Below are 20,142 nucleotides of genomic sequence, written 5' to 3'. Positions count from 1 at the left end.
CACTAGGTTGGTGGCCATGACCGCACCCGAGATCGAACCGTCCCTCCTGGCCGTGGCACTGGCCGCCCCGGGCTTCATGCCGCTGGAAGAGGGCCACACCCTGTACGAGATCGCCTGCGAGTTCCTGGGCGAGGGCGTGGGAGTGGAGATCGGAACCTACTGCGGCCGGTCGACCGTGTTCCTCGGCGCCGCCGCCCGTGTGACCGGTGGCAGTGTCGTCACCGTCGACCACCACCGGGGCTCCGAGGAGCACCAGCCGGGCTGGGAGTACCACGACTCCGACCTCGTGGATCCGCACACCGGCCGTCTCGAGACGCTCGGCACGTTCCGGCACACGATCTGGGACGCGGGCCTGGACGACGTGGTCACCGCCGCTGTCGGCAGTTCGACCCAGGTCGCCCGGGTGTGGGGCAAGCCGGCCTCGTTCGTGTTCATCGACGGCGGCCATTCGTCCGAGGCCGCGCAGGCCGACTACTCCGGCTGGGCCCCGTGGGTCGAGATCGGTGGCGCCCTGCTCATCCACGACGTGTTCCCGAACCCCGAGGACGGCGGGCGGCCCCCGTACGAGATCTACTGCCGCGCTCTCGAGTCGGACCAGTTCACCGAGGTCCGGGCCGTGGACTCGCTGCGCGTCCTGCGCCGCACCTCCGGCGAGGTCGGCGCACCGCTGCCCTGACACTCCACTCACCACCCACAAATCCGCTACTCCCCCTGCAGATCCGCTACCTCTAGACGGGTAGCGGATCCCTATGGGGAGTAGCGGATTCCTTGTTGGGCGGGGCAGCGGATCCGAGGAGTCGCGGATTCGTGGTGAGTGGGGCTATACGGCCCAGCGGCCGCCGGCGTTCCAGGGGTCCGACGCACCCGGCCGGCCGCGCCGCGTGTGCAGGAACCGGTCGACCACAGCCGCACCCAGGTCGTCGACCTCCGGCGCGACCACCGTGCCGCCCGCCCGCCGGGCCAGCGCGTCGAGGAACCTGGACAGCCCGGGGTCCTCGCCCAGGCGGAAGAACGTCGTCTGCGCGCCGAACCGCGAGACGCGGTCCAGCTCGTCGATCGTGGTGCGGATGGTCTCCGGGTCCGGTGGATACGAGAACCACGGCTCGCCGCCGGAGAGCAGGTGCGACGTCGGCTCCCCGTCGGTGACGATGAGAAGCACCGGCTGCATCGTGGGATGCTCCCGGAAGAACCGCCCCGCCAGCAGCAGCGCGTGGTGCAGGTTCGTGCCGGGCTCGTAGCGGGCGTCCAGTGCGAGGAGATTCTCGATGGTCTGCGACTGCGCGAGCCTGCCGAACGAGATGAGCTGCATCCGGTCCTGACGAAACCTCGTACTGATCAGGTGGTGCAGGGCCAAGGCGGTGCGCTTCATCGGCACCCAGCGGCCCTCCATGGCCATGGAGAACGACGTGTCGACCAGTAGCGCGACGGCCGCCTGAGTGCGAGCCTCGGTCTCGCGAACCTCGATGTCCTCCGGGAGCAGCCGGATACCGTCGGCTGGAGACCGCCCGTCGGACGCGAGGCGGGTGACCGCGTTGGTGATCGTCCGCGGGACGTCCCAGGTCTCCACGTCCCCGAACTCCCAGGGGCGGCTCGCGCCGGTCTGCTCCCCCGCCGCGCCCGAGGCCCGGGTCTCGCGCGCACCCGATCGACCCGACAGTCGGCGGGCCGCGTCCCGCAGCAGCGAACGACCGAGTTTGCGCAGTGCGGCCGGGGACAGTCGCAGGTCGCCGTCGGGAGTGCGGCTGAGGTAGCCGGACTCGCGCATCTCCCGCTCGATGCGCGCCAGCGTCTGCACCGACACCGCCGCGTCCTCCCCGAGGTGGCGCGCCACGGCCTCGATGTCCAACTCCGACAACGGCGACGAGCCGGACTGCGCGAGCTGTTCGGCGAGCCGGTCCAGCTCGCCGAGTTCGGCCATCACGGCGGCGCCCTCGCCCATCCCGAGCCCCTGATCGCCCCCGAAGTCCCCGGAGCCGTCCCAGTTCTCGTCCGGCCGCAGCGTCTGCAGGAGCCCGTCGAGTCGACCGAGCTGCTCGGACAGTTCCGGCGACCCGAACGCCTGCTGAGACAGGGCCATGAGCTCCTCGCGCTGCTCCGGGGTCATGGAGTTAAGCATCCGCTGCGCGGCCGCCGACCGGGCGGCGAGCGAGTCGATCAGCTCCTCCACGCTGCCCGGCTGCTCGGGGAAGGCGTGGCCGTGCTTGTCCATGAACCGCTCTAAATCCTCCCGGGTGTCCTCCCCCAGCGCGTGCTTCTCCAGCAGGTCGTTGAGGTCGGAGATCATCTCCGAGACCGCGGCCCGGTCGTCGTCGGTGGCGTTCTCCAGCGCCTCCTTCATCCCCGCGAACCGGGCGTCCAGCGCCTCGCGGCCAAGCAGGTCCTTGATCTGCTCGTATGACTGGCGCGCCTCGGTGGACGCCCAGTCGTACTCCGACAACTCGGCGACCGCACCGGCCGGGGACTCCGGCAGGTTCTCGATGGTCATCTCCCGCATCGTCCGGTCCAGCAGGTCCATCTCGGTGTCCCGGGCGAGTTGGCCGCGCTCGGACAGCAGTGCCTTCTGAAGGAGCTCGGTGATCTCGTCGAGCGTGCCGCCGAGACGGTTGTTCTCCAGCAGCTCTCGCCGACGCCGGTTGACCTCGCCGGCCAGTTCGTCCAGCCCGGTCAGATCCCGTCCGCCACCGCGCAGGAACTCGCGCATCGAGTGCTGCGGCGAGTACCCGGCCATCACCCCCTCGGACACCGCGTCCAGTGCCTCGGACAGGTCCAGTGGAGGCGCGAGCGGATCCGGACCGCCGACGTAGCGACCATAGCGGGCACGTCCGTAGCGGGAATTGCGCTCAGCTCGCGCCATCGTGCACCTCTTCCTCCCCGGGGCGGCTCAGCCGTAGACCGCCGCGCCGTCCCCCGTCTCCTTGGACAGCCGACGTGACAGGTACAGCCCCTCCAGTGCCAGCTCGATCGCCCCCGCGCGCTGGCCCGCAGTCCGGGCTCCCGCTCGCTCGGCGATCTGGTCGTACAGCTCCGGCGCGTCCGTCAGCCCGGGCAGGTCCTCGAGGAACTCCGCTGCCGTGACCTCCGCGCCGGTGGTCATGGTGAACTCGCCGTCGAACGCCTCCACCAGCGGCGCCATGTCGATACCGCGGAAGAGGCCGCGGACCACGTCGATGGTCGCGCTGCGCAGGAGATACCTGAGGATCTCCGGTTCGCGCCCCTCCTCGCCGGGTTCGAACTCGATCTTGCCGCGAAGGACGTCCACCGCGGCGTCGACGTCCACCAGTCGGGCCACCGCTTCGCCGTCGTCGTCCCCGACTCCACGTACCGCCGCGCGACGGCGGGCGGCCGCGGCGACCGTCTCCGCGCCGGCGATCGCGAACCGCGCCGACACCCCCGAGGCCTGGTTCACCGCGTCAGACGTGCGCAGCTCGCGCGTGAAGCGGGCCAGCAGTTCGATCAGCGGTGCCGGGACCTCCGCGGCGAGCTCGGCCTCCTGGCGCACCACCTCGATCTCGTCAGCCAGATCCAACGGGTAATGGGTGCGGATCTCGGCGCCGAACCGGTCCTTGAGCGGGGTGATGATCCGGCCGCGGTTCGTGTAGTCCTCCGGGTTGGCCGAGGCCACCACCAGCACATCGAGCGGCAGACGCAGGACATAGCCGCGGATCTGGACGTCGCGCTCCTCCATGACGTTGAGCAGGGCCACCTGGATCCGCTCGGCGAGGTCGGGCAACTCGTTGAGCGCCACGATCCCCCGGTTCGCGCGCGGGATCAGCCCGTAGTGGATCGTCTCGGGATCGCCCAGCCGTCGGCCCTCGGCGACCCGCATCGGGTCCACGTCGCCGATCATGTCCGCGACCGACGTGTCCGGGGTCGACAGCTTCTCCACGTACCGCTCGTCGCGGTGACGCCAGACTATCGGCAGGGCGTCCCCCTCGCGGTCGATGCGCTCCCGCGTGGGATCGGTGATGGGGGCCAGCGGGTCCTCGGCCAACTCGGCCCCCTCGACCACCGGCGACCACTCGTCCAGCAGTCCGACCAGCGTGCGCAGCAGCCGGGTCTTGCCCTGCCCGCGCTCGCCCAGCAGGACGATGTCGTGCCCCGCGATGATGGCGCGCTCCACCTGCGGGATCACGGTCGTGTCGAAGCCGTGCATCCCCGGCCACGGGTCGCGGCCGGCCCGCAGCGCCTCCAGCAGGTTGTGCCGCAGTTCCTCGCGGAGAGTGCGGCTGGTGTACCCGGCGGCACGCAGCTCACCAAGGGTGCGGATCTCCGGCTTGGTACTCACAAGGCCCACCGTAGCCGCAAGGCAGCACTTGTGCTCCCGACCTAAGATCGAAGCCATGCGCGCAGTGCTGTCACTGGTCCTGAACATCATCTGGCTCGTCACGGCCGGCTTCTGGCTGTTCCTCGCCTACGTCGTGGCCGGGATCCTGGCGTTCATCTTCATCATCACCATCCCGTTCGGGGTGGCCAGCTTCCGGATCGGCCTCTACGTACTGTGGCCGTTCGGCCGCGAGGTGGTGCAGACCGGGCGGGCCGGGGGCGTGAGCACTGCCGCCAACGTCGTCTGGTTCGTCATCGCCGGACTGTGGCTCGCGCTCGGGCACATCGGTACGGCGATCGCCCAGGCGATCACCATCATTGGGCTACCGCTCGCGTGGGCGAACCTCAAACTCATCCCCGTGACGTGCTTCCCGTTCGGCAAAGAGATCGTCCCGTCGAACCGCGCGACGATGGTCCCGGTGGCCGGCCGCTGAGGAGCTCGCCGAAGCTGCGCGGCGGCGGCGGTGGCGCTGCGGGGCTGCGGGGCTGCGGCGGTGGCGCCGCGGGCGGCGGCGGGACGGCTGCTGGATGGTGGCCGGCCGCCAGCAGCCAGATTTGGAAGTAATCAGCGAGATTCCACCGGCGTGTCGTCTCGCTGATGATGTCCAAACCGAGTTCGCGGGGCTGTGGCGGTGGCGCCGCGGCGAGGGTCGACGAGGCTGCGGCTCGGTGGGTCAGTCGTCGATGCGTGGCTGGTGGTGGCTGGCGATCGACACGCGATTGAACGCATTGATCAGCACGACCGTCCACTCCAGCGCGGCGATCTGATCGGCGTCGAACAGCTCGGTCGCGGCCGCGAGGGCGTCGGCCCGCTCCCGCGAGTCGTCGAGGCGGGTGAGGGTCTCGGCCAGGCGGAGGGCCGCCCGCTCCTGGTCGCCGAACCCGTCCAGGTCCCGCCACGCCGGGAGCAGGTCCAATCGCCGCTGGGAGACCCCGGCCTTCCGCGCGGCCGGCACGTGCGTGGACAGGCAGGCCGCGCACCCGTTGATCTGCGAGACACGGACGTTGACCAGCTCGAGGAGTCCGTCGTTCAGGCCCGCGGCGATCGACGCCTCGCGCGAGGCGACGGCCGTCCTCACGAGCTGCCGGTAGACGTCCGTGACCCGGTCCAGCTGGGGGACCGCCATGTCAGTCCACGTCCTTCTGAAGCCACGACAGGTCGTCCGGGGTGGGCAGGCGCCAGCCACCGGCGAACTCCTCGCCGCTTTTCTCCAGGAACCCCTTGACCAGGGGGCACACGGCCACGATCTGCACGCCCTCCGCACGGGTGGCCTCGACGGCGCCGCGGACGAGCAGGGTCCCGATCCCCCGGCCACCGAACTCCTCGTCGACCTCCGTGTGGTAGAAGATCCGGTCCTGCCCGCGGGTGCGGAAGAAGGCGCGTCCAGCCACCTCGTCGCCCTGTGTGCGGACCATGAACGCCTCCTGCTCCGGATCGCGGAGCACGGTGAGCGTCTCGCCGGTCTTGTCCGTGTACTGGTTGCCGGTCATCGTCGTCGTCCCTTCGTCACGGCGTGTCTGCCGGTCGTCCCTCTCGCCACCACACCGGCGCCCTTCTCAGTCCGTCCGGGCACGCGCCTCCGGAGTGGCTCGAGGCCGGAGGGTGGTCCCGGGCAGCGTGGGCGCGGGCAGGCGCGTCAGCCCCTGCGGGTCGTGGCCTATGTAGCCGTCCACATGCCCGAATCGCTCGGAATGGTCCTCCCACTCCTGCCGGTACCGCGCGATCTCGCCATGGGTGCGGCCGATGAAGTTCCACCACATGATGATCTGCTCCTCGAACGGCGTACCGCCGATGAGCAGGGCCCGGCCCGGGACCGCACCGGTGTTGCGGACGGTCAGCGACCGCTCGCCCACCCCGGTGTAGGCGAGCTGGGTGGGCTCGACGCGCACGCCCTCGAGGGTGAGGTCCCCGGCGTCGACGAGGAGACCGTGCTCGAAGGTCGGGTCCACGTCCATCGTGAGCTCGGCGCCGGGGTCGAGTCGGATCTCGGCCCCCAGCAGCGGGGAGAACGTGGAGACCGGCGACGACGACCCCAACAACGACCCCATGAACACCAGGGCGCTGCCGCCGGAGAACGTCACGGGCTCGGGCACGTAGTGGTCGAACCGGCGGCCGCTGGTCTCACGATGCTCGTCGGGCAGCACGGTCCACAGCTGCACCCCGTGGAGCACGGTGGTGTCCTGGGTGGAGACCTCGGTGTGGCAGATGCCGGCGCCGGAGGTCATGAGGTTGACCTCCCCGGGACGGACCACCGCGTGGTTGTCGCCCGAGTCGTGGTGGGTGATGGCACCCTCGAACAGCCAACTCACGGTCTGAAGCCCGGTGTGGGGGTGCGACGGTACGTCCATGCCGCCGATCAAGGACACGTCGTCGGGCCCATAGTGGTCCACGAAGCACCAGGCGCCGATCATCGAGCGTTGCCGCTGCGGCAGGGTGCGCTTGACGGTCATCGCGCGGGGCCCGCCGAGCGGCACGTCGCGGGAGGTGATGATCTCCACGGGAACGCGACCGGCCGCGCTTCCCGCCTCACCGGCACGCCCCGAGGGCCCGCCGGCACCGCCCGCACCGCACTCCATCTCGTCGGGCCTCGCATCGAGATTCGTCATCGGATCACCTCCTCGATACCGGCGGGTAACTCCGCGCTATTTCGCAACCTCCTCCATTGCTACACGGGTTTCAACCCTTTCGCGGCGCATCTCGAGTCGGCGGGCGTCGATGCGCCCCGCGAGCGCCGCCGCGAGCGCCTTGTCGACGAGCGGGACGGGGAGGAGATCGAGCAGGCGGCGACTCAGGTCCCACCGCACGGCATAGCGGTGCCGCGGCCGCCGGGTGGTGCCGGCCTTCCAGACCGCCTCGGCGAGCACCGACGGGTCGGCGGCCTTGGCGTCCTGCCCCGCGGCCATCGTCCCCATCACCGAGGCCATCGCCGCGAACGGCGAGTCGGAGCGGGTCGATTCCTGGAAGTTGCGCAGGATCGACGCTGTCATGCCGGTGCAAAACGGCCCGGGCTGGATCATCACCACGTCGATCCCGACGAACATCAGTTCACGGCGCAGGGCGTCACCGTAGGCCTCGATGGCGTGCTTGCTCATGGCGTACGGCCCGTTCATCGGCATCGCGTGCTGCGGGCCGGTTTCCGAACTGATGAGCACCACACGTCCGCCGGTCTCGAGGATCAGGTCCCACAGGGCGTGCACGGTCCGGACGGTCCCCATGACGTTGACGTCGAGGACGCGCCCGACCGTCTCCGGGCCGGTCTCGGCGAGCGGTCCGACCCCCAGGACCCCGGCGAAGGTGATGAGCGCGTCGACGCGACCGTGGTCGGCCCGGACGCGAGCGGCCAGGGCGGCGAGAGAGTCGGCGTCGGTGACGTCGGCGGCCACTCCGGTGAGGTTGTCGCCTTCGTCCGGAGCGACGAGGTCGACGGCCACGACGTCCCAGCCGCGCCCGGCGTAGAGCCGGGCGGTCGCGGCCCCGAGTCCGCCTCCGGCACCGGTGACGACGACGACGGGACGCTGCTGCTCAGAGGGGTTCATGCGCGGGACGGTACTGTCCGGACCGGCTCTGCGGACCGCCCTCATGCACCGATCCCGAGCTTGCCGGACAGGCGGTCGATGTAGGCGAGCACCTCGTCCTCGGACCTGTCGGGGGTCCCGTAGACCAGCTCGTGCACGCCGAGCGCGCGGTACATCTCGATCTTCTCCGGCACGGGCTTGCCGTCCAGTACGACGATGTACGGCTCGCCCTCCCGGCCGGCGTCCGCCCACAGCTCACGGAGCATCCGCACGCTGCCGGAGATGTCCTCGGAGATCGGGGTGGTCATCCACCCGTCGGCGCTGCGGCAGATCCACTTGAGGTTCTTCTCGTTACCGGCGGCTCCGACAAGGGTCATGGGCCCGGGCTTGCGGACCGTTTTGGGCCAGGCCCAGCTGGGACCGAAGTCCACGAACTCGCCGTGGTACTCGGCCTCGTCGCGGGTCCACAGCTCGCGCATGGCCTCGAGGTACTCGCGCAGCATGGTGCGGCGGCGCTTCGGCGGCACGTTGTGGTCGGCCATCTCGTCCAGGTTCCAGCCGTAGCCCACGCCCAGAACGGCGCGGCCGCCGGAGAGGTGGTCGACCGAGGCGATGGTCTTGGCCAGCGTGATGGGGTCACTCTCGACGGGGATCGACACCGCCGTGCCGAGGCGGATGGTCGACGTGACGGCCGCCGCGGCGCCGAGGGTGACCCACGGGTCCAGCGTGCGGCTGTAGCGCTCGTCCGGGAGCTCGGCCCCACCGGTCCCGGGGTGAGCGGCCTCGCGGCGCACCGGGATGTGCGTGTGCTCGGGCACGTAGAAGGCGGAGAAACCGGCCCGCTCGGCGGCGGAGGCGGCCACGGTGGGACGGATGCCCCGGTCGCTGGTGAACAGGGTCAGACCGAATTCCATTGCTTCTCCTTTGTGCGGGTCCGGTGCGCCTGACACCTGACCAGACAGGTGTCCATCGGCGCTACCGGGAAGACTAACGCACGGAGGTCATCGTGGGGCAGGCCTCTCCCGGGGCACAGGAGGTCGGATCACCCGGCTGCGACCGTAGTCGCTGCGCCGTGTGCGCCGAGACGTGCCGGAAGATCTCATTGCCCGGAGTGGTGCGCGAGAGCGCATCCGCGGCCAGGAGCACCACCGCGCCGGTCCACGTGCTGAGCTCGACCGGCCACCGCTTTCCGTCGGCGTAGACCAGCCCGGTCCAGTAGGACCCGTCCGCCTCACGCAGGTGCTGCATGTTGGTGAACTGCTCGAGCGCCTGCTCGTGACGGTCCGCCGTCTCGAGTGCGAGTACGAACTCGCACGTCTCCGCGCCGGTAACCCACGGTCGGTGGTCGACGCACCGGATCCCCAGACCGTCCACCACGAAATCATCCCAGCGGTCGTCGATCCGCTTCCGCGCCTGCTCCCCCACCATCACGCCGGTGAGCACCGGATAGAACCAGTCCATCGAGAACTCGGTCTTCGGGGTGAACAGTTCCGGGTGGGCGCGCAGTGCGTGCGCCAGCCGGTCCGCGGCGACATCCCACCCCGGGGCGGTCTCGCCGAGCTCCTCGGCGATCGCGACCCCGCAACGCAGGGCGTGGTGGATACTCGACGATCCCGTGATCAGGGCCTCGTCGCAGAACCCGCGCGGGCTCGAGCCCCACCACATCTGGCCCTGCGGGCCCTGGTGGGTCAGGACCACCTCGAGCGCCGACCGCACGGTCGGCCACATCGACTCCAGGAACTCCCGGTCGCCGGTCACGAGATGGTGGTGCCACAGGCCCACGGCGATGTATGCGCAGAAGTTGGCGTCGGTGTCGGAGTCCACCACCTCGCCGTCCTGCCACTTGATCGGCCACGATCCGTCGGCGCGCTGGGTGTCCCGCAGGAACCCGAACGCCCGCCGGGCCGCCTCCCACTGCCCGGAGACCGTCAGCCCCATCGCGGACTCGACGTGGTCCCACGGGTCGGTGTGCCCCCCGGTGAACCAGGGGATCTCGCCGGAGGGTTTCTGGACCGACGCGATCCAGGCCCCGGTCGCCCGGACCTGGTCCTCTGTCAGGACTCCCGGCACCGACGGCACCGCACGTGCCGACTCGGGGAGGTCACCGCGGAGCGCGGTGCCCTGCGCCCCGCCACTGCTCGAGCCGTTGAACTGGGACTGCACGGTCGATCAGTCCTCCAGCGGTTTACGCAGGTAGAACACGATGGACTTGCCCATCACCGGGTTGAGCAGCTTCTCCGCCGTACGGGTGATCCACGGCCCCTTCATCAGGTCCCAGACCAGGAGCTTGTGGTAGGCCTGCGGCAGCGGGTGATCGTCCTTCTCGGTGCCCACCGCGCACTTGAGCCACCAGTACGGGGCGTGCAGCGCGTGGGCGTACCCGGTGCCGGTCACCTCCAGACCGGCGGCGCGGAGCTTGTAGCCCAGCTCCTCGGCCGTGTAGATACGGCAATGGCCGCCCGGGTTGGAGTGGTAGGCGTCCGAGAGCTTCCAGCACAGCTTCTCGGGCCACTCGCGCGGCACGGTCACCGCGGCGACGCCCCCGGGCTTGAGGATGCGGACCAGCTCGGCGATCGCCGTGGTGTCCTCGGGCACGTGCTCGAGGACCTCGGAGATCAGCACCAGGTCGAAGGTGGCGTCCTCGTACGGCATGGCCAGGGCGTCACCCGTCACGGCCTCGCCCTTGGACTGCGGGAGCCCGTGCCCCTCGGCCTCCATGGCCGCGAGCATGTCCGCGACCTCCTTCATCTCGTCCGCGTTCTGATCGAACGCCGTGACGTCGGCCCCGCGGCGGTAGAGCTCGAAGGTGTGGCGGCCGAGCCCGGCCCCCACATCGATGGCTCGCATGCCCGGGGTCACCCCCAGACGGTCGAAATCTGCTGTCAGCATGCGGCGTCCTCCTGCTCGCGGATGGTGTGCCCACCGGTTGTCGGTGGTACCTCGGACACGTCAGCGGCGACGTGCTCGTCGATCTCCGCCTGGTCCGGTCCGATGACCGGTCCGGCGGTGAAGGCACGCGGCGTCTCGCCGCGCACTCGTGAGATGGCTGCCTCGTAGACCTCGACGGTCCTCCGGGCGACAGCCGCCCAACTGTAGCGCTCCATGACCCGCGCGCGGCCACCCTCCGACAGGCGCCGGCGCTCGACCGGGTCGGCCAGCAGCGCGCTGATCTGCCGGGCCAGGTCGTCCACGTTTCCGGGCTCGACCAGCCGGGCCGCGGAATCGTCCGTGCCCACGACCTCCGGCAGGGCGCCCGCGCGGCTCGCGACGAGCGCGCACCCGCTGGACATGGCCTCCACGGCCGGCAGCGAGAAGCCCTCGTACATACTGGGCACGACGGAGATCTCGGCCGTGCCGACGAGGTCGGCGAGCTCGTCGTCGTCGACCCCCGACACCAGGTCCACCACGTCGCGCAATCCCAGCGAATCCAGGAGCTTCGCGGCCTCGCCCTTGCGCTTGAGCTTGGAGACCAACGTCAGACGCACCCCCGGGTGCTCCTCACGGACCTTCGCCAACGCGCGCAGCAGGACCGGAACACCCTTGAGCGGCTGGTCCGCGCTGGCGACACAGACCAGGCGGCCGGGCTCGCGCTCCCGCCGGTCATGGAAGCGATCGGTGTCCACACCGAGCGGGATCGTCACGATGCGCTCGGGATCCACGCCGAAGTCGGAGACGATGTCCTCGGCGGAGTTGGACGAGACCGTGATGATCTCCTCCAACTGACGTGCGACCTTGATCTGCATTCCGAGGAAGCCGAACCACCGCCACGTCGTGATCTTCTTCCGCAGCGGCGCCTCTTTCATCGCCAGATCGCGGTCACGCGTGATCGGGTGGTGCACCGTCGCCACCACGGGAAAGCCGTCCTTCTCCATCTCGAGGAGACCGGTCCCGAGGCACTGGTTATCGTGCACCACGTCGAAGTCCGCCAGACGGTCCTTCAACGTGCGCGCCGCGCGGAGACTGAACGTGCGCGGTTCGGGGAAACCCGCGGTCCACATGGTCACCACCTCGAGCACGTCGATCCAGTCGCGGATTTCGCGCGGGCGCGGCGTGCGGAACGGGTTCGCGTCGTTGTAGAGATCCAGACTCGGGACCTTCGTCAGCGTCGGCCCCGGATCCAGCTCCGGGTACGGCTGACCGGAGAACACCTCGACGGTGTGTCCCAGCGCCGCCAGCTCACGGCTGAGGTGGCGCACGTAGACACCCTGCCCCCCGCCGTGTGGCTTGCTCCTGTACGAGAGCAGTGCGATCCGCACGGTCGATCGTCTCCTTCGGTCATGGAACTCCCCGGCCCGTCCCGGACTACACGGGACCTCCGGGGCGCGTCGAACAATTCTAGAACACGTTCCGCGCCCACCCGAAGGCGGCCGGGTAAGCACATCGAACCCCCGGCACGGAGTGTGCGCGGGGGTTCGAAGGTGACGGAATCGCAGGTGGACCGTGTCTGTCAGTCCGCCTGCGCCTCGACTCAGAAGCCCAGGTCGTCCAGTCGCACCGACGCGCCGGTGCTCTCGCCGAAACCGTCCTCGGGACCGTAGAAACCGTCGCCGTAGTCCGGGATGGAGTACGCGGCCGCGCGGGCCTCCTCGGTGGGCTCGACCGACGAGTTGCGGTACCGGTTGATACCGGTGCCCGCCGGGATGAGCTTACCGATGATGACGTTCTCCTTGAGGCCCACGAGCTTGTCCGACCGCTTGTTGATGGCGGCGTCGGTGAGCACGCGGGTGGTCTCCTGGAACGAGGCCGCGGACAGCCACGAGTCGGTGGCGAGCGAGGCCTTGGTGATGCCCATGAGCACCGGGCGCGCCGAGGCCGGGGAACCGCCCTCGGTGAGCACGCGACGGTTCTCCGCCGTGAGCTCCGCACGCTCGACCAGGGCACCGGGCAGGAACTCGGTACTGTTCGACTCGCTGATCGCCACGCGGCGCATCATCTGACGGACGATGACCTCGATGTGCTTGTCGTGGATCGACACACCCTGCGAGCGGTAGACCTTCTGCACCTCGTCGACGAGGTGCTTCTGGACGCCGTTCGTGCCGAGGATCGCCAGCACCTCGTGCGGGTCGGCCGGACCCTCGAGCAGCGGCTGACCGCGGTCGAGGTGGTCGCCGTCCGCGATCGGCCGCGACGAACCGTCGTCGAGCGCGATGTGCGCGAGCCCCTGACGCTTGGACAGCTTCTCGTAGACGATCTCGTCCGCCCCGTTGTCCGGGATGATCGTGATCGTGTAGAAGCGCTCCTCCTCGTCGAGGCGGATCCGTCCGGCCTCCTCGGCGATCGGCGCCTTGCCCTTGGGGACACGGGCCTCGAACAGCTCCTGGACACGCGGCAGACCACCGGTGATGTCGTCACCGACGCCACCCTGGTGGAACGTACGCATCGTCAGCTGGGTACCGGGCTCACCGATCGACTGGGCGGCGACGATGCCGACGGCCTCGCCGATGTCCACCAGCTGGCCGGTGGCCATCGAGCGGCCGTAGCAGGTCGCGCACACGCCGGTGCCGGTGGTGCAGGTGAGCACCGAGCGGACCTTGACGGTCTGCACGCCCGCGGCGATGAGCGCCTCGATCGTGGGATCGCCCAGGTCGGTACCGGCGGCCACCACGACGGTGCCGGACGCGTCGGTGGCGTCCTCGGCGAGCGTCCGCGCGAACGTGGAGGTCTCGACGTGCTCGTCGCGCTCCAGCTCGCCGGTCGGGTTGCCGTGGATGTCCATGACCGGGCGGGCGATGGTCGTCTCGACGCCCTTGTTCGTGCCACAGTCGGTCTCACGGACGATGACGTCCTGGGAGACGTCGACCAGACGACGGGTCAGGTAGCCCGAGTCGGCGGTACGCAGAGCGGTATCGGCCAGACCCTTACGGGCGCCGTGCGTGTTCATGAAGTACTCGAGCACCGTCAGGCCCTCGCGGAACGAGGACTTGACGGGCTGCGGGATGAACTCACCGTTCGGACGGGTGACCAGACCCTTCATGCCCGCGAGCGAGCGGATCTGGGTCATGTTGCCGGCCGCGCCCGACTTGACGATCGTCGGAATCGGGTTGGTGTCCGGGTAGTTCGCCTCCATGGCCTGACCGATTTCCTCGGTGGCCTCCTGCCAGAGCTTGACCAGGTCGGCCTTGCGCTCCTCGTCGGTGATCTTGCCCAGGTCGAACTGCGACTCCAAGCGCGCGGCCTTGGCGTCGTATCCGGCCAGGATCTCCTTCTTGGCCTCGGGCACGAGGACGTCGGACATGGCGATGGTGACGCCCGAGCGGGTCGCCCAGTAGAAGCCGGTGTCCTTGAGCTTGTCCACCGTCTGCGCCACGACGATCATCGGGTAGCGCTCGGCCAGGTCGTTGATGATCACGGCCTGACGCTTCTTCGGCATCTGCTCGTTGACGAACGGGTAGTCCGCCGGGAGCAGCTCGTTGAACAGGACGCGACCGAGCGTCGTGACGGTCATCCATTCCTGACCGGCGGTCCAGCCGTCGGGGAACTGCTCGGCCTCGACATCGGCCGGCGGACGCTGCTGCGTGAGACGGATCTGCACCGGGGCGTGGATGTCCAGGACACCGAGGTCGACGGCCATGATCGCCTCGGCCGGGGTCGAGTAGACACCGGTCGCTGGCGAATCCTGGGAGGCCGGGACGTACGAACCGGTGGCACCGTCGTCCTGACGGGTCAGGTAGTACAGGCCCGTGACCATGTCCAGACGCGGCATGGCGAGCGGTCGACCCGACGCCGGCGACAGGATGTTGTTCGAGGCGAGCATGAGGATGCGGGCCTCGGCCTGGGCCTCCGCGGACAGCGGGAGGTGCACGGCCATCTGGTCACCGTCGAAGTCGGCGTTGAAGGCCTCACACACGAGCGGGTGCAGCTGGATGGCCTTGCCCTCGACGAGCTGCGGCTCGAACGCCTGGATGCCCAGACGGTGCAGGGTCGGCGCACGGTTCAGCATCACCGGGTGCTCGGCGATGACCTCTTCGAGCACGTCCCACACCTGGTCGCGCTGACGCTCGACCATCCGCTTGGCGGACTTGATGTTCTGGGCGTGGTTGAGGTCCACCAGACGCTTCATGACGAACGGCTTGAACAGCTCGAGCGCCATCAGCTTCGGCAGACCACACTGGTGGAGCTTGAGCTGCGGACCGACGACGATCACGGAACGACCCGAGTAGTCGACGCGCTTACCGAGCAGGTTCTGACGGAACCGGCCCTGCTTGCCCTTGAGGAGGTCCGAGAGCGACTTGAGCGGGCGGTTGCCCGGACCCGTGACGGGCCGGCCACGACGACCGTTGTCGAACAGGGCGTCGACGGACTCCTGCAGCATCCGCTTCTCGTTGTTGACGATGATCTCGGGTGCACCGAGGTCCATCAGTCGCTTGAGGCGGTTGTTGCGGTTGATCACACGACGGTAGAGGTCGTTGAGGTCCGAGGTGGCGAACCGGCCACCGTCGAGCTGCACCATCGGACGCAGCTCCGGCGGGATCACCGGGACGGCGCCGAGCACCATCGCGGCCGGCGGGTTGCCGGACTGGAGGAACGCGGAGACGACCTTGAGCCGCTTGAGCGCACGGATCTTCTTCTGGCCCTTGCCGTTGCGGATGATCTCGCGCAGCGACTCGGCCTCGGCCTCGAGGTCGAAGTTCTCCAGCAGCTGCTGGATGGCCTCGGCGCCCATGCCACCGGAGAAGTATTCGCCGAAGCGGTCGTCGAGCTCGCGGTAGATGCCCTCGTCGACGATGATCTGGTTGACGTCCAGCTTGGTGAAGGTGGTCCAGATCTCCTCGAGACGATCCAGCTCACGCTGGGCCGCCTCGCGGATCTTCTTCATCTCCTTCTCGCCGCCGTCCTTGACCTTGCGGCGCTGGTCGGCCTTGGCACCCTCGGCCTCCAGCTCGGCGAGGTCGGCCTCGAGCTTCTTCGCGCGGGCCTCGATGTCGGCGTCACGCTCGTCCTCGATGATCTTGCGTTCCTCGACGACCTGGGCCTCGAGGGTGCTGAGCTCGTTGTGACGGAGCTCGGTGTCCACATCGGTGATGACGTACGCGGCGAAGTAGATGATCTTGTCGAGATCCTTCGGCGCCAGGTCCAACAGGTAACCCAGGCGCGACGGGACGCCCTTGAAGTACCAGATGTGGGTGACCGGCGCGGCCAGCTCGATGTGGCCCATCCGCTCGCGGCGCACCTTGGCGCGGGTGACCTCGACGCCACAGCGCTCACAGATGATGCCCTTGAAGCGGACGCGCTTGTACTTACCGCAGTAGCACTCCCAGTCCCGGGTGGGGCCGAAGATCTTCTCGCAGAACAGGCCCTCCTTCTCCGGCTTGAGGGTGCGGTAGTTGATGGTCTCGGGCTTCTTGACCTCGCCGTAGGACCAGTTACGGATGTCCTCGGCGGTGGCGAGGCTGATGACCAGCTCGTCAAAGTAGTTGACGTCCTGCACGTAGGCGTCCTTTCCCGGGTGGGATGGTGGCGGGCCCGGAGCGGGGTCGGACCGGTGTGGGGCCCGCCGTGGTGGAACTTCGATTCTTCGGGTGCGGAGGGGGCGAGAAGACCTACTCGCCCTCCCGCCTACTACTGGGCCAGCTCGTCGGTGGCGGAGGACTCGTCGCGCGACAGGTTGATCCCGAGGTTCGCGGCGGTGCGATCCAGATCGTCGTCGTCTCCCTCGCCGAGGGACACGGCCTGCCCGTCGCTGGAGAGCACCTCGACGTTGAGGCAGAGCGACTGGAGCTCCTTGAGGAGGACCTTGAAGGACTCCGGGATGCCGGGCTCGGGGATGTTCTCACCCTTGACGATCGCCTCGTACACCTTCACGCGACCCACGACGTCGTCCGACTTGATCGTGAGCAGCTCCTGGAGCGTGTACGCCGCGCCGTAGGCCTGCATGGCCCAGCACTCCATCTCACCGAAGCGCTGGCCACCGAACTGCGCCTTACCACCGAGCGGCTGCTGGGTGATCATCGAGTACGGACCCGTCGACCGCGCGTGGATCTTGTCGTCCACCAGGTGGTGCAGCTTGAGGATGTACATGTACCCGACGGACACCGGGTACGGGAACGGCTCACCGGAACGACCGTCGATGAGGGTCGCCTTGCCGTCGCCCTGGACCATCCGCTCACCGTCGCGGTTCGGGAGGGTGTGCGAGAGCAGGCCGGTGATCTCCGTGTCGGCGGCACCGTCGAACACCGGGGTGGCGGTGTTCGTGTCGGGCTCGACGTGGTGGATCTGCTCCGGCAGCTTGGACGCCCACTCCGGCAGGGATCCGTCCGCCTCACGCGGGACCTCCCAGCCGGCCTTGGCCAGCCAGCCCAGGTGCGTCTCCATGATCTGGCCGATGTTCATACGCCGCGGGACACCGTGGGTGTTGAGGATGATGTCCACCGGGGTGCCGTCGGGCAGGAACGGCATGTCCTCCGCCGGGAGGATCTTGCCGATGACGCCCTTGTTGCCGTGACGGCCGGCGAGCTTGTCGCCGTCCTGGATCTTGCGCTTCTGGGCGACGTAGACCCGGACGAGCTCGTTGACGCCGGCGGGCAGGTCGTCGTCGTCATCGCGCGAGAACACGCGGACGCCGATCACCTTGCCGGACTCACCGTGGGGCACCTTGAGCGAGGTGTCGCGCACCTCGCGGGCCTTCTCGCCGAAGATGGCGCGCAGGAGGCGCTCCTCCGGGGTCAGCTCGGTCTCGCCCTTGGGGGTGACCTTGCCGACGAGGATGTCGCCGTCACGGACCTCGGCGCCGATGCGCACGATGCCGCGGTCGTCGAGATCCGCGAGGACCTCATCGGAGACGTTCGGGATGTCCCGGGTGATCTCCTCCGCGCCCAGCTTGGTGTCGCGCGCGTCGATCTCGTGCTCCTCGATGTGGATGGACGTCAGGACGTCCTCCTCCACCAGGCGCTGCGAGAGGATGATCGCGTCCTCGTAGTTGTGGCCCTCCCACGGCATGATCGCCACGAGCAGGTTCTTGCCCAGGGCCATCTCACCGTCCTGGGTGCAGGGCCCGTCGGCGAGGACCTGGCCGGACTCGACACGGTCACCCTCGTCGACGATCGGCTTCTGGTTCGAGCAGGTGCCCTGGTTCGAGCGTGCGAACTTCGACAGACGGTAGGTCTGGCGGCCGCCCTCGTCGTCCATGACGGTGATGAAGTCGGCGGAGACCTCCTCGACCACACCGGCGTTGGTGTTGACGATCACGTCACCGGCGTCGACGGCGGCACGCAGCTCCATACCAGTACCGACGAGCGGCGACTCGGACCGCACCAGCGGCACGGCCTGACGCTGCATGTTGGCACCCATGAGCGCACGGTTGGCGTCGTCGTGCTCGAGGAACGGGATCATCGCGGTGGCCACGGAGACCATCTGGCGCGGCGAGACGTCCATGTAGTTGACGTCGCCGGGCTCGACCATCTCGACGTCGCCGTGCTTCTTGCGCACGAGGACGCGCTCGTCGACGAAACGGCCGTCGGCGTCGACCTCGGAGTTGGCCTGCGCCACGATGTGGCGGTCCTCCTCGTCAGCGGTCAGGTAGTCCACCTGGTCGGTGACGACTCCGTCGATGACGCGACGGTACGGGGTCTCGATGAAGCCGAACGGGTTGACCCGCGCGTACACCGAGAGCGAACCGATGAGGCCGATGTTCGGCCCCTCAGGGGTCTCGATCGGGCACATGCGGCCGTAGTGCGAGGCGTGGACGTCGCGGACCTCGAGGCCGGCACGCTCACGCGACAGACCACCGGGGCCGAGCGCCGAGAGGCGACGCTTGTGGGTCAGGCCCGACAGCGGGTTGTTCTGGTCCATGAACTGCGACATCTGGGAGGTTCCGAAGAACTCCTTCAGCGCCGCGGTGATGGGCCGGATGTTGATGAGCGACTGCGGGGTGATCGCCTCGGAGTCCTGCGTGGTCATGCGCTCGCGGACGACGCGCTCCATGCGGGACAGGCCGACACGGACCTGGTTCTGGATGAGCTCACCGACGGTGCGGAGACGACGGTTGCCGAAGTGGTCGATGTCGTCGACCTCGACCGGTACCTCACGGCCACCGGCGACCTGCATCGAGGACTCGCCGGCGTGGAGACGCACGAGGTACTCGATGGTGGCGGCGATGTCCTCACGCGTGAGCGTGGTGGTGGCGTCGCCCTCCGGGTCCGGCAGCCCCAGCTTGCGGTTGACCTTGTAGCGGCCGACGCGGGCCAGGTCGTAGCGCTTCTCCTTGAAGAAGAGGTTCTCCAGGAGCGCCTCGGCCGACTCGCGGGTCGGGGGCTCGCCCGGACGCAGCTTGCGGTAGATCTCGAGCAGGGCCTGGTCGGTGTCCTCGACCGTGTCCTTCTCGAGGGTGGACATCATGATCTCGGAGAAGCCGTAGCGCTCCTTGATCTCGGTGGTGGTCCAGCCGAGCGCCTTGAGCAGCACGGTGACGGACTGGCGACGCTTGCGGTCGATGCGGACGCCGACGGTGTCCCGCTTGTCCACGTCGAACTCGAGCCACGCGCCACGCGACGGGATGACCTTGACGGCGTGGACGTCACGCTCAGTCGACTTGTCACGCGACCGGTCGAAGTAGACGCCCGGCGACCGGACGAGCTGGGAGACGACGACCCGCTCGGTGCCGTTGATGATGAAGGTGCCCTTGTCGGTCATCATGGGGAAATCGCCCATGAAGACGGTCTGGGACTTGATCTCGCCGGTCTCGGTGTTCTCGAACTCGGCGGTGACGAAGAGCGGCGCCTCGTAGGTGCGGTCCTTCTCACGGCAGTCCTCGAGGGATGCCTTGACCTCTTCGAAGTACGGATCGGAGAACGAGAGCGACATCGAGCCCGAGAAGTCCTCGATCGGGGAGATCTCCTTGAGGATGGCTTCGAGGCCCCCCTCGAGGTTGGTGACGCCGCGCGAGGCGGCCTCCGTCTGCCACTCCTCCGAACCGATGAACCACTCGAACGACTCCGTCTGGAGGTCGAGCAGCCCCGGAACCGGCAACGGCTCCGAGAGCTTCGCGAACGAAACTCTCCGGGGCGCACCGGGGACGGTGGAGACTGACGTGGTCTGGCGGGAGACTGCCAAGATGGGTCCTTCCAGCACCTCACGTGATCACCACGGGCGGTGACCACAGATGTATCTGCGAGCGGTCCGCCGACGGGTACCCGCCCGATCGATCGTGGAAGTGGTGGACCCTGAAATGCCCGGTGAGACCGGGATCGGGCCGCCCACGACGGACGAAAGGGCAAATAGCAGCCAGCGCAACGACCTAATCTAGCCGATACCGGCGCGGAAGTCCAGCCGCCAACGGGATGCGCCCCGGAGGCTGTTGTCACGCAT

14 protein-coding genes are annotated in these 20,142 nt (G+C 68.8%); 2 read left to right on the top strand and 12 right to left on the bottom strand.

Going from position 1 to position 20,142, the window contains the following annotated elements; genetic code table 11:
* Window positions 1–16: 16 nt before the first annotated feature.
* Window positions 17–676, top strand: coding sequence for a class I SAM-dependent methyltransferase (locus OPF83_RS13400; RefSeq protein WP_264887989.1), 660 nt, complete (start codon window positions 17–19; stop codon window positions 674–676).
* A 144-nt stretch (window positions 677–820) separates the two neighbouring features.
* On the opposite strand, the gene OPF83_RS13395 is transcribed toward OPF83_RS13400, so the two are convergent.
* Together OPF83_RS13395 and OPF83_RS13390 are read right to left on the bottom strand one after the other, a co-directional pair.
* Window positions 821–2,854 (bottom strand): VWA domain-containing protein, encoded by a 2,034-nt coding sequence (locus OPF83_RS13395; protein WP_264887988.1) that lies wholly within the window; start codon window positions 2,852–2,854, stop codon window positions 821–823.
* Between the two features lie 27 nt (window positions 2,855–2,881).
* Window positions 2,882–4,294 (bottom strand): sigma 54-interacting transcriptional regulator, encoded by a 1,413-nt coding sequence (locus OPF83_RS13390; RefSeq protein ID WP_375546267.1) that lies wholly within the window; start codon window positions 4,292–4,294, stop codon window positions 2,882–2,884.
* Between the two features lie 46 nt (window positions 4,295–4,340).
* Here OPF83_RS13390 and OPF83_RS13385 point away from each other — a divergent pair, with 46 nt between their 5' ends.
* A complete protein-coding gene (locus tag OPF83_RS13385; protein ID WP_264887984.1) occupies window positions 4,341–4,757 on the top strand; it encodes a YccF domain-containing protein in 417 nt (138 codons plus the stop codon).
* A gap of 240 nt (window positions 4,758–4,997) precedes the next feature.
* Here OPF83_RS13385 and OPF83_RS13380 read toward each other — a convergent pair whose 3' ends face one another.
* The 10 genes from OPF83_RS13380 to OPF83_RS13335 all read right to left on the bottom strand — a co-directional run bounded on the left by OPF83_RS13380 (window position 4,998) and on the right by OPF83_RS13335 (window position 19,905).
* Entirely contained in the window at window positions 4,998–5,450 is a 453-nt protein-coding gene (locus OPF83_RS13380; protein ID WP_264887983.1) for a carboxymuconolactone decarboxylase family protein, read from the bottom strand.
* Window position 5,451: 1 nt separating this feature from the next.
* Window positions 5,452–5,814: a GNAT family N-acetyltransferase gene (locus tag OPF83_RS13375; RefSeq protein WP_264887982.1), complete on the bottom strand. Its 363-nt coding sequence runs from the start codon at window positions 5,812–5,814 to the stop codon at window positions 5,452–5,454.
* A gap of 66 nt (window positions 5,815–5,880) precedes the next feature.
* A complete protein-coding gene (locus OPF83_RS13370) occupies window positions 5,881–6,930 on the bottom strand; it encodes a pirin family protein (RefSeq protein WP_264887981.1) in 1,050 nt (349 codons plus the stop codon).
* A gap of 36 nt (window positions 6,931–6,966) precedes the next feature.
* Window positions 6,967–7,860, bottom strand: a complete 894-nt coding sequence (locus OPF83_RS13365; protein WP_264887979.1) for an SDR family NAD(P)-dependent oxidoreductase — start codon at window positions 7,858–7,860, stop codon at window positions 6,967–6,969.
* A 41-nt stretch (window positions 7,861–7,901) separates the two neighbouring features.
* A complete protein-coding gene (locus tag OPF83_RS13360; RefSeq protein ID WP_264887978.1) occupies window positions 7,902–8,753 on the bottom strand; it encodes an LLM class F420-dependent oxidoreductase in 852 nt (283 codons plus the stop codon).
* Between the two features lie 73 nt (window positions 8,754–8,826).
* Window positions 8,827–9,918, bottom strand: a complete 1,092-nt coding sequence (locus OPF83_RS13355; RefSeq protein WP_264887999.1) for a prenyltransferase — start codon at window positions 9,916–9,918, stop codon at window positions 8,827–8,829.
* A gap of 90 nt (window positions 9,919–10,008) precedes the next feature.
* Window positions 10,009–10,728, bottom strand: a complete 720-nt coding sequence (locus OPF83_RS13350) for a class I SAM-dependent methyltransferase (protein ID WP_264887976.1) — start codon at window positions 10,726–10,728, stop codon at window positions 10,009–10,011.
* A complete protein-coding gene (locus tag OPF83_RS13345; protein WP_264887975.1) occupies window positions 10,722–12,095 on the bottom strand; it encodes a glycosyltransferase family 4 protein in 1,374 nt (457 codons plus the stop codon). The genes OPF83_RS13350 and OPF83_RS13345 overlap by 7 nt, the downstream gene beginning before the upstream one ends.
* Before the next feature lie 212 nt (window positions 12,096–12,307).
* Entirely contained in the window at window positions 12,308–16,267 is a 3,960-nt protein-coding gene (locus OPF83_RS13340; RefSeq protein ID WP_264887973.1) for a DNA-directed RNA polymerase subunit beta', read from the bottom strand.
* 131 nt (window positions 16,268–16,398) lie between these two features.
* Window positions 16,399–19,905 carry a DNA-directed RNA polymerase subunit beta gene (locus tag OPF83_RS13335; RefSeq protein WP_264887972.1) on the bottom strand — a complete coding sequence of 1,169 codons (3,507 nt, stop codon included), beginning with the start codon at window positions 19,903–19,905 and terminating at the stop codon, window positions 16,399–16,401.
* Between the last annotated feature and the right edge of the window lie 237 nt (window positions 19,906–20,142).

The organism is Dietzia sp. NCCP-2495 (genome assembly GCF_026011735.1).
Taxonomy (GTDB): domain Bacteria; phylum Actinomycetota; class Actinomycetes; order Mycobacteriales; family Mycobacteriaceae; genus Dietzia.
This window is presented reverse-complemented; position numbering and strand designations above follow the sequence as displayed.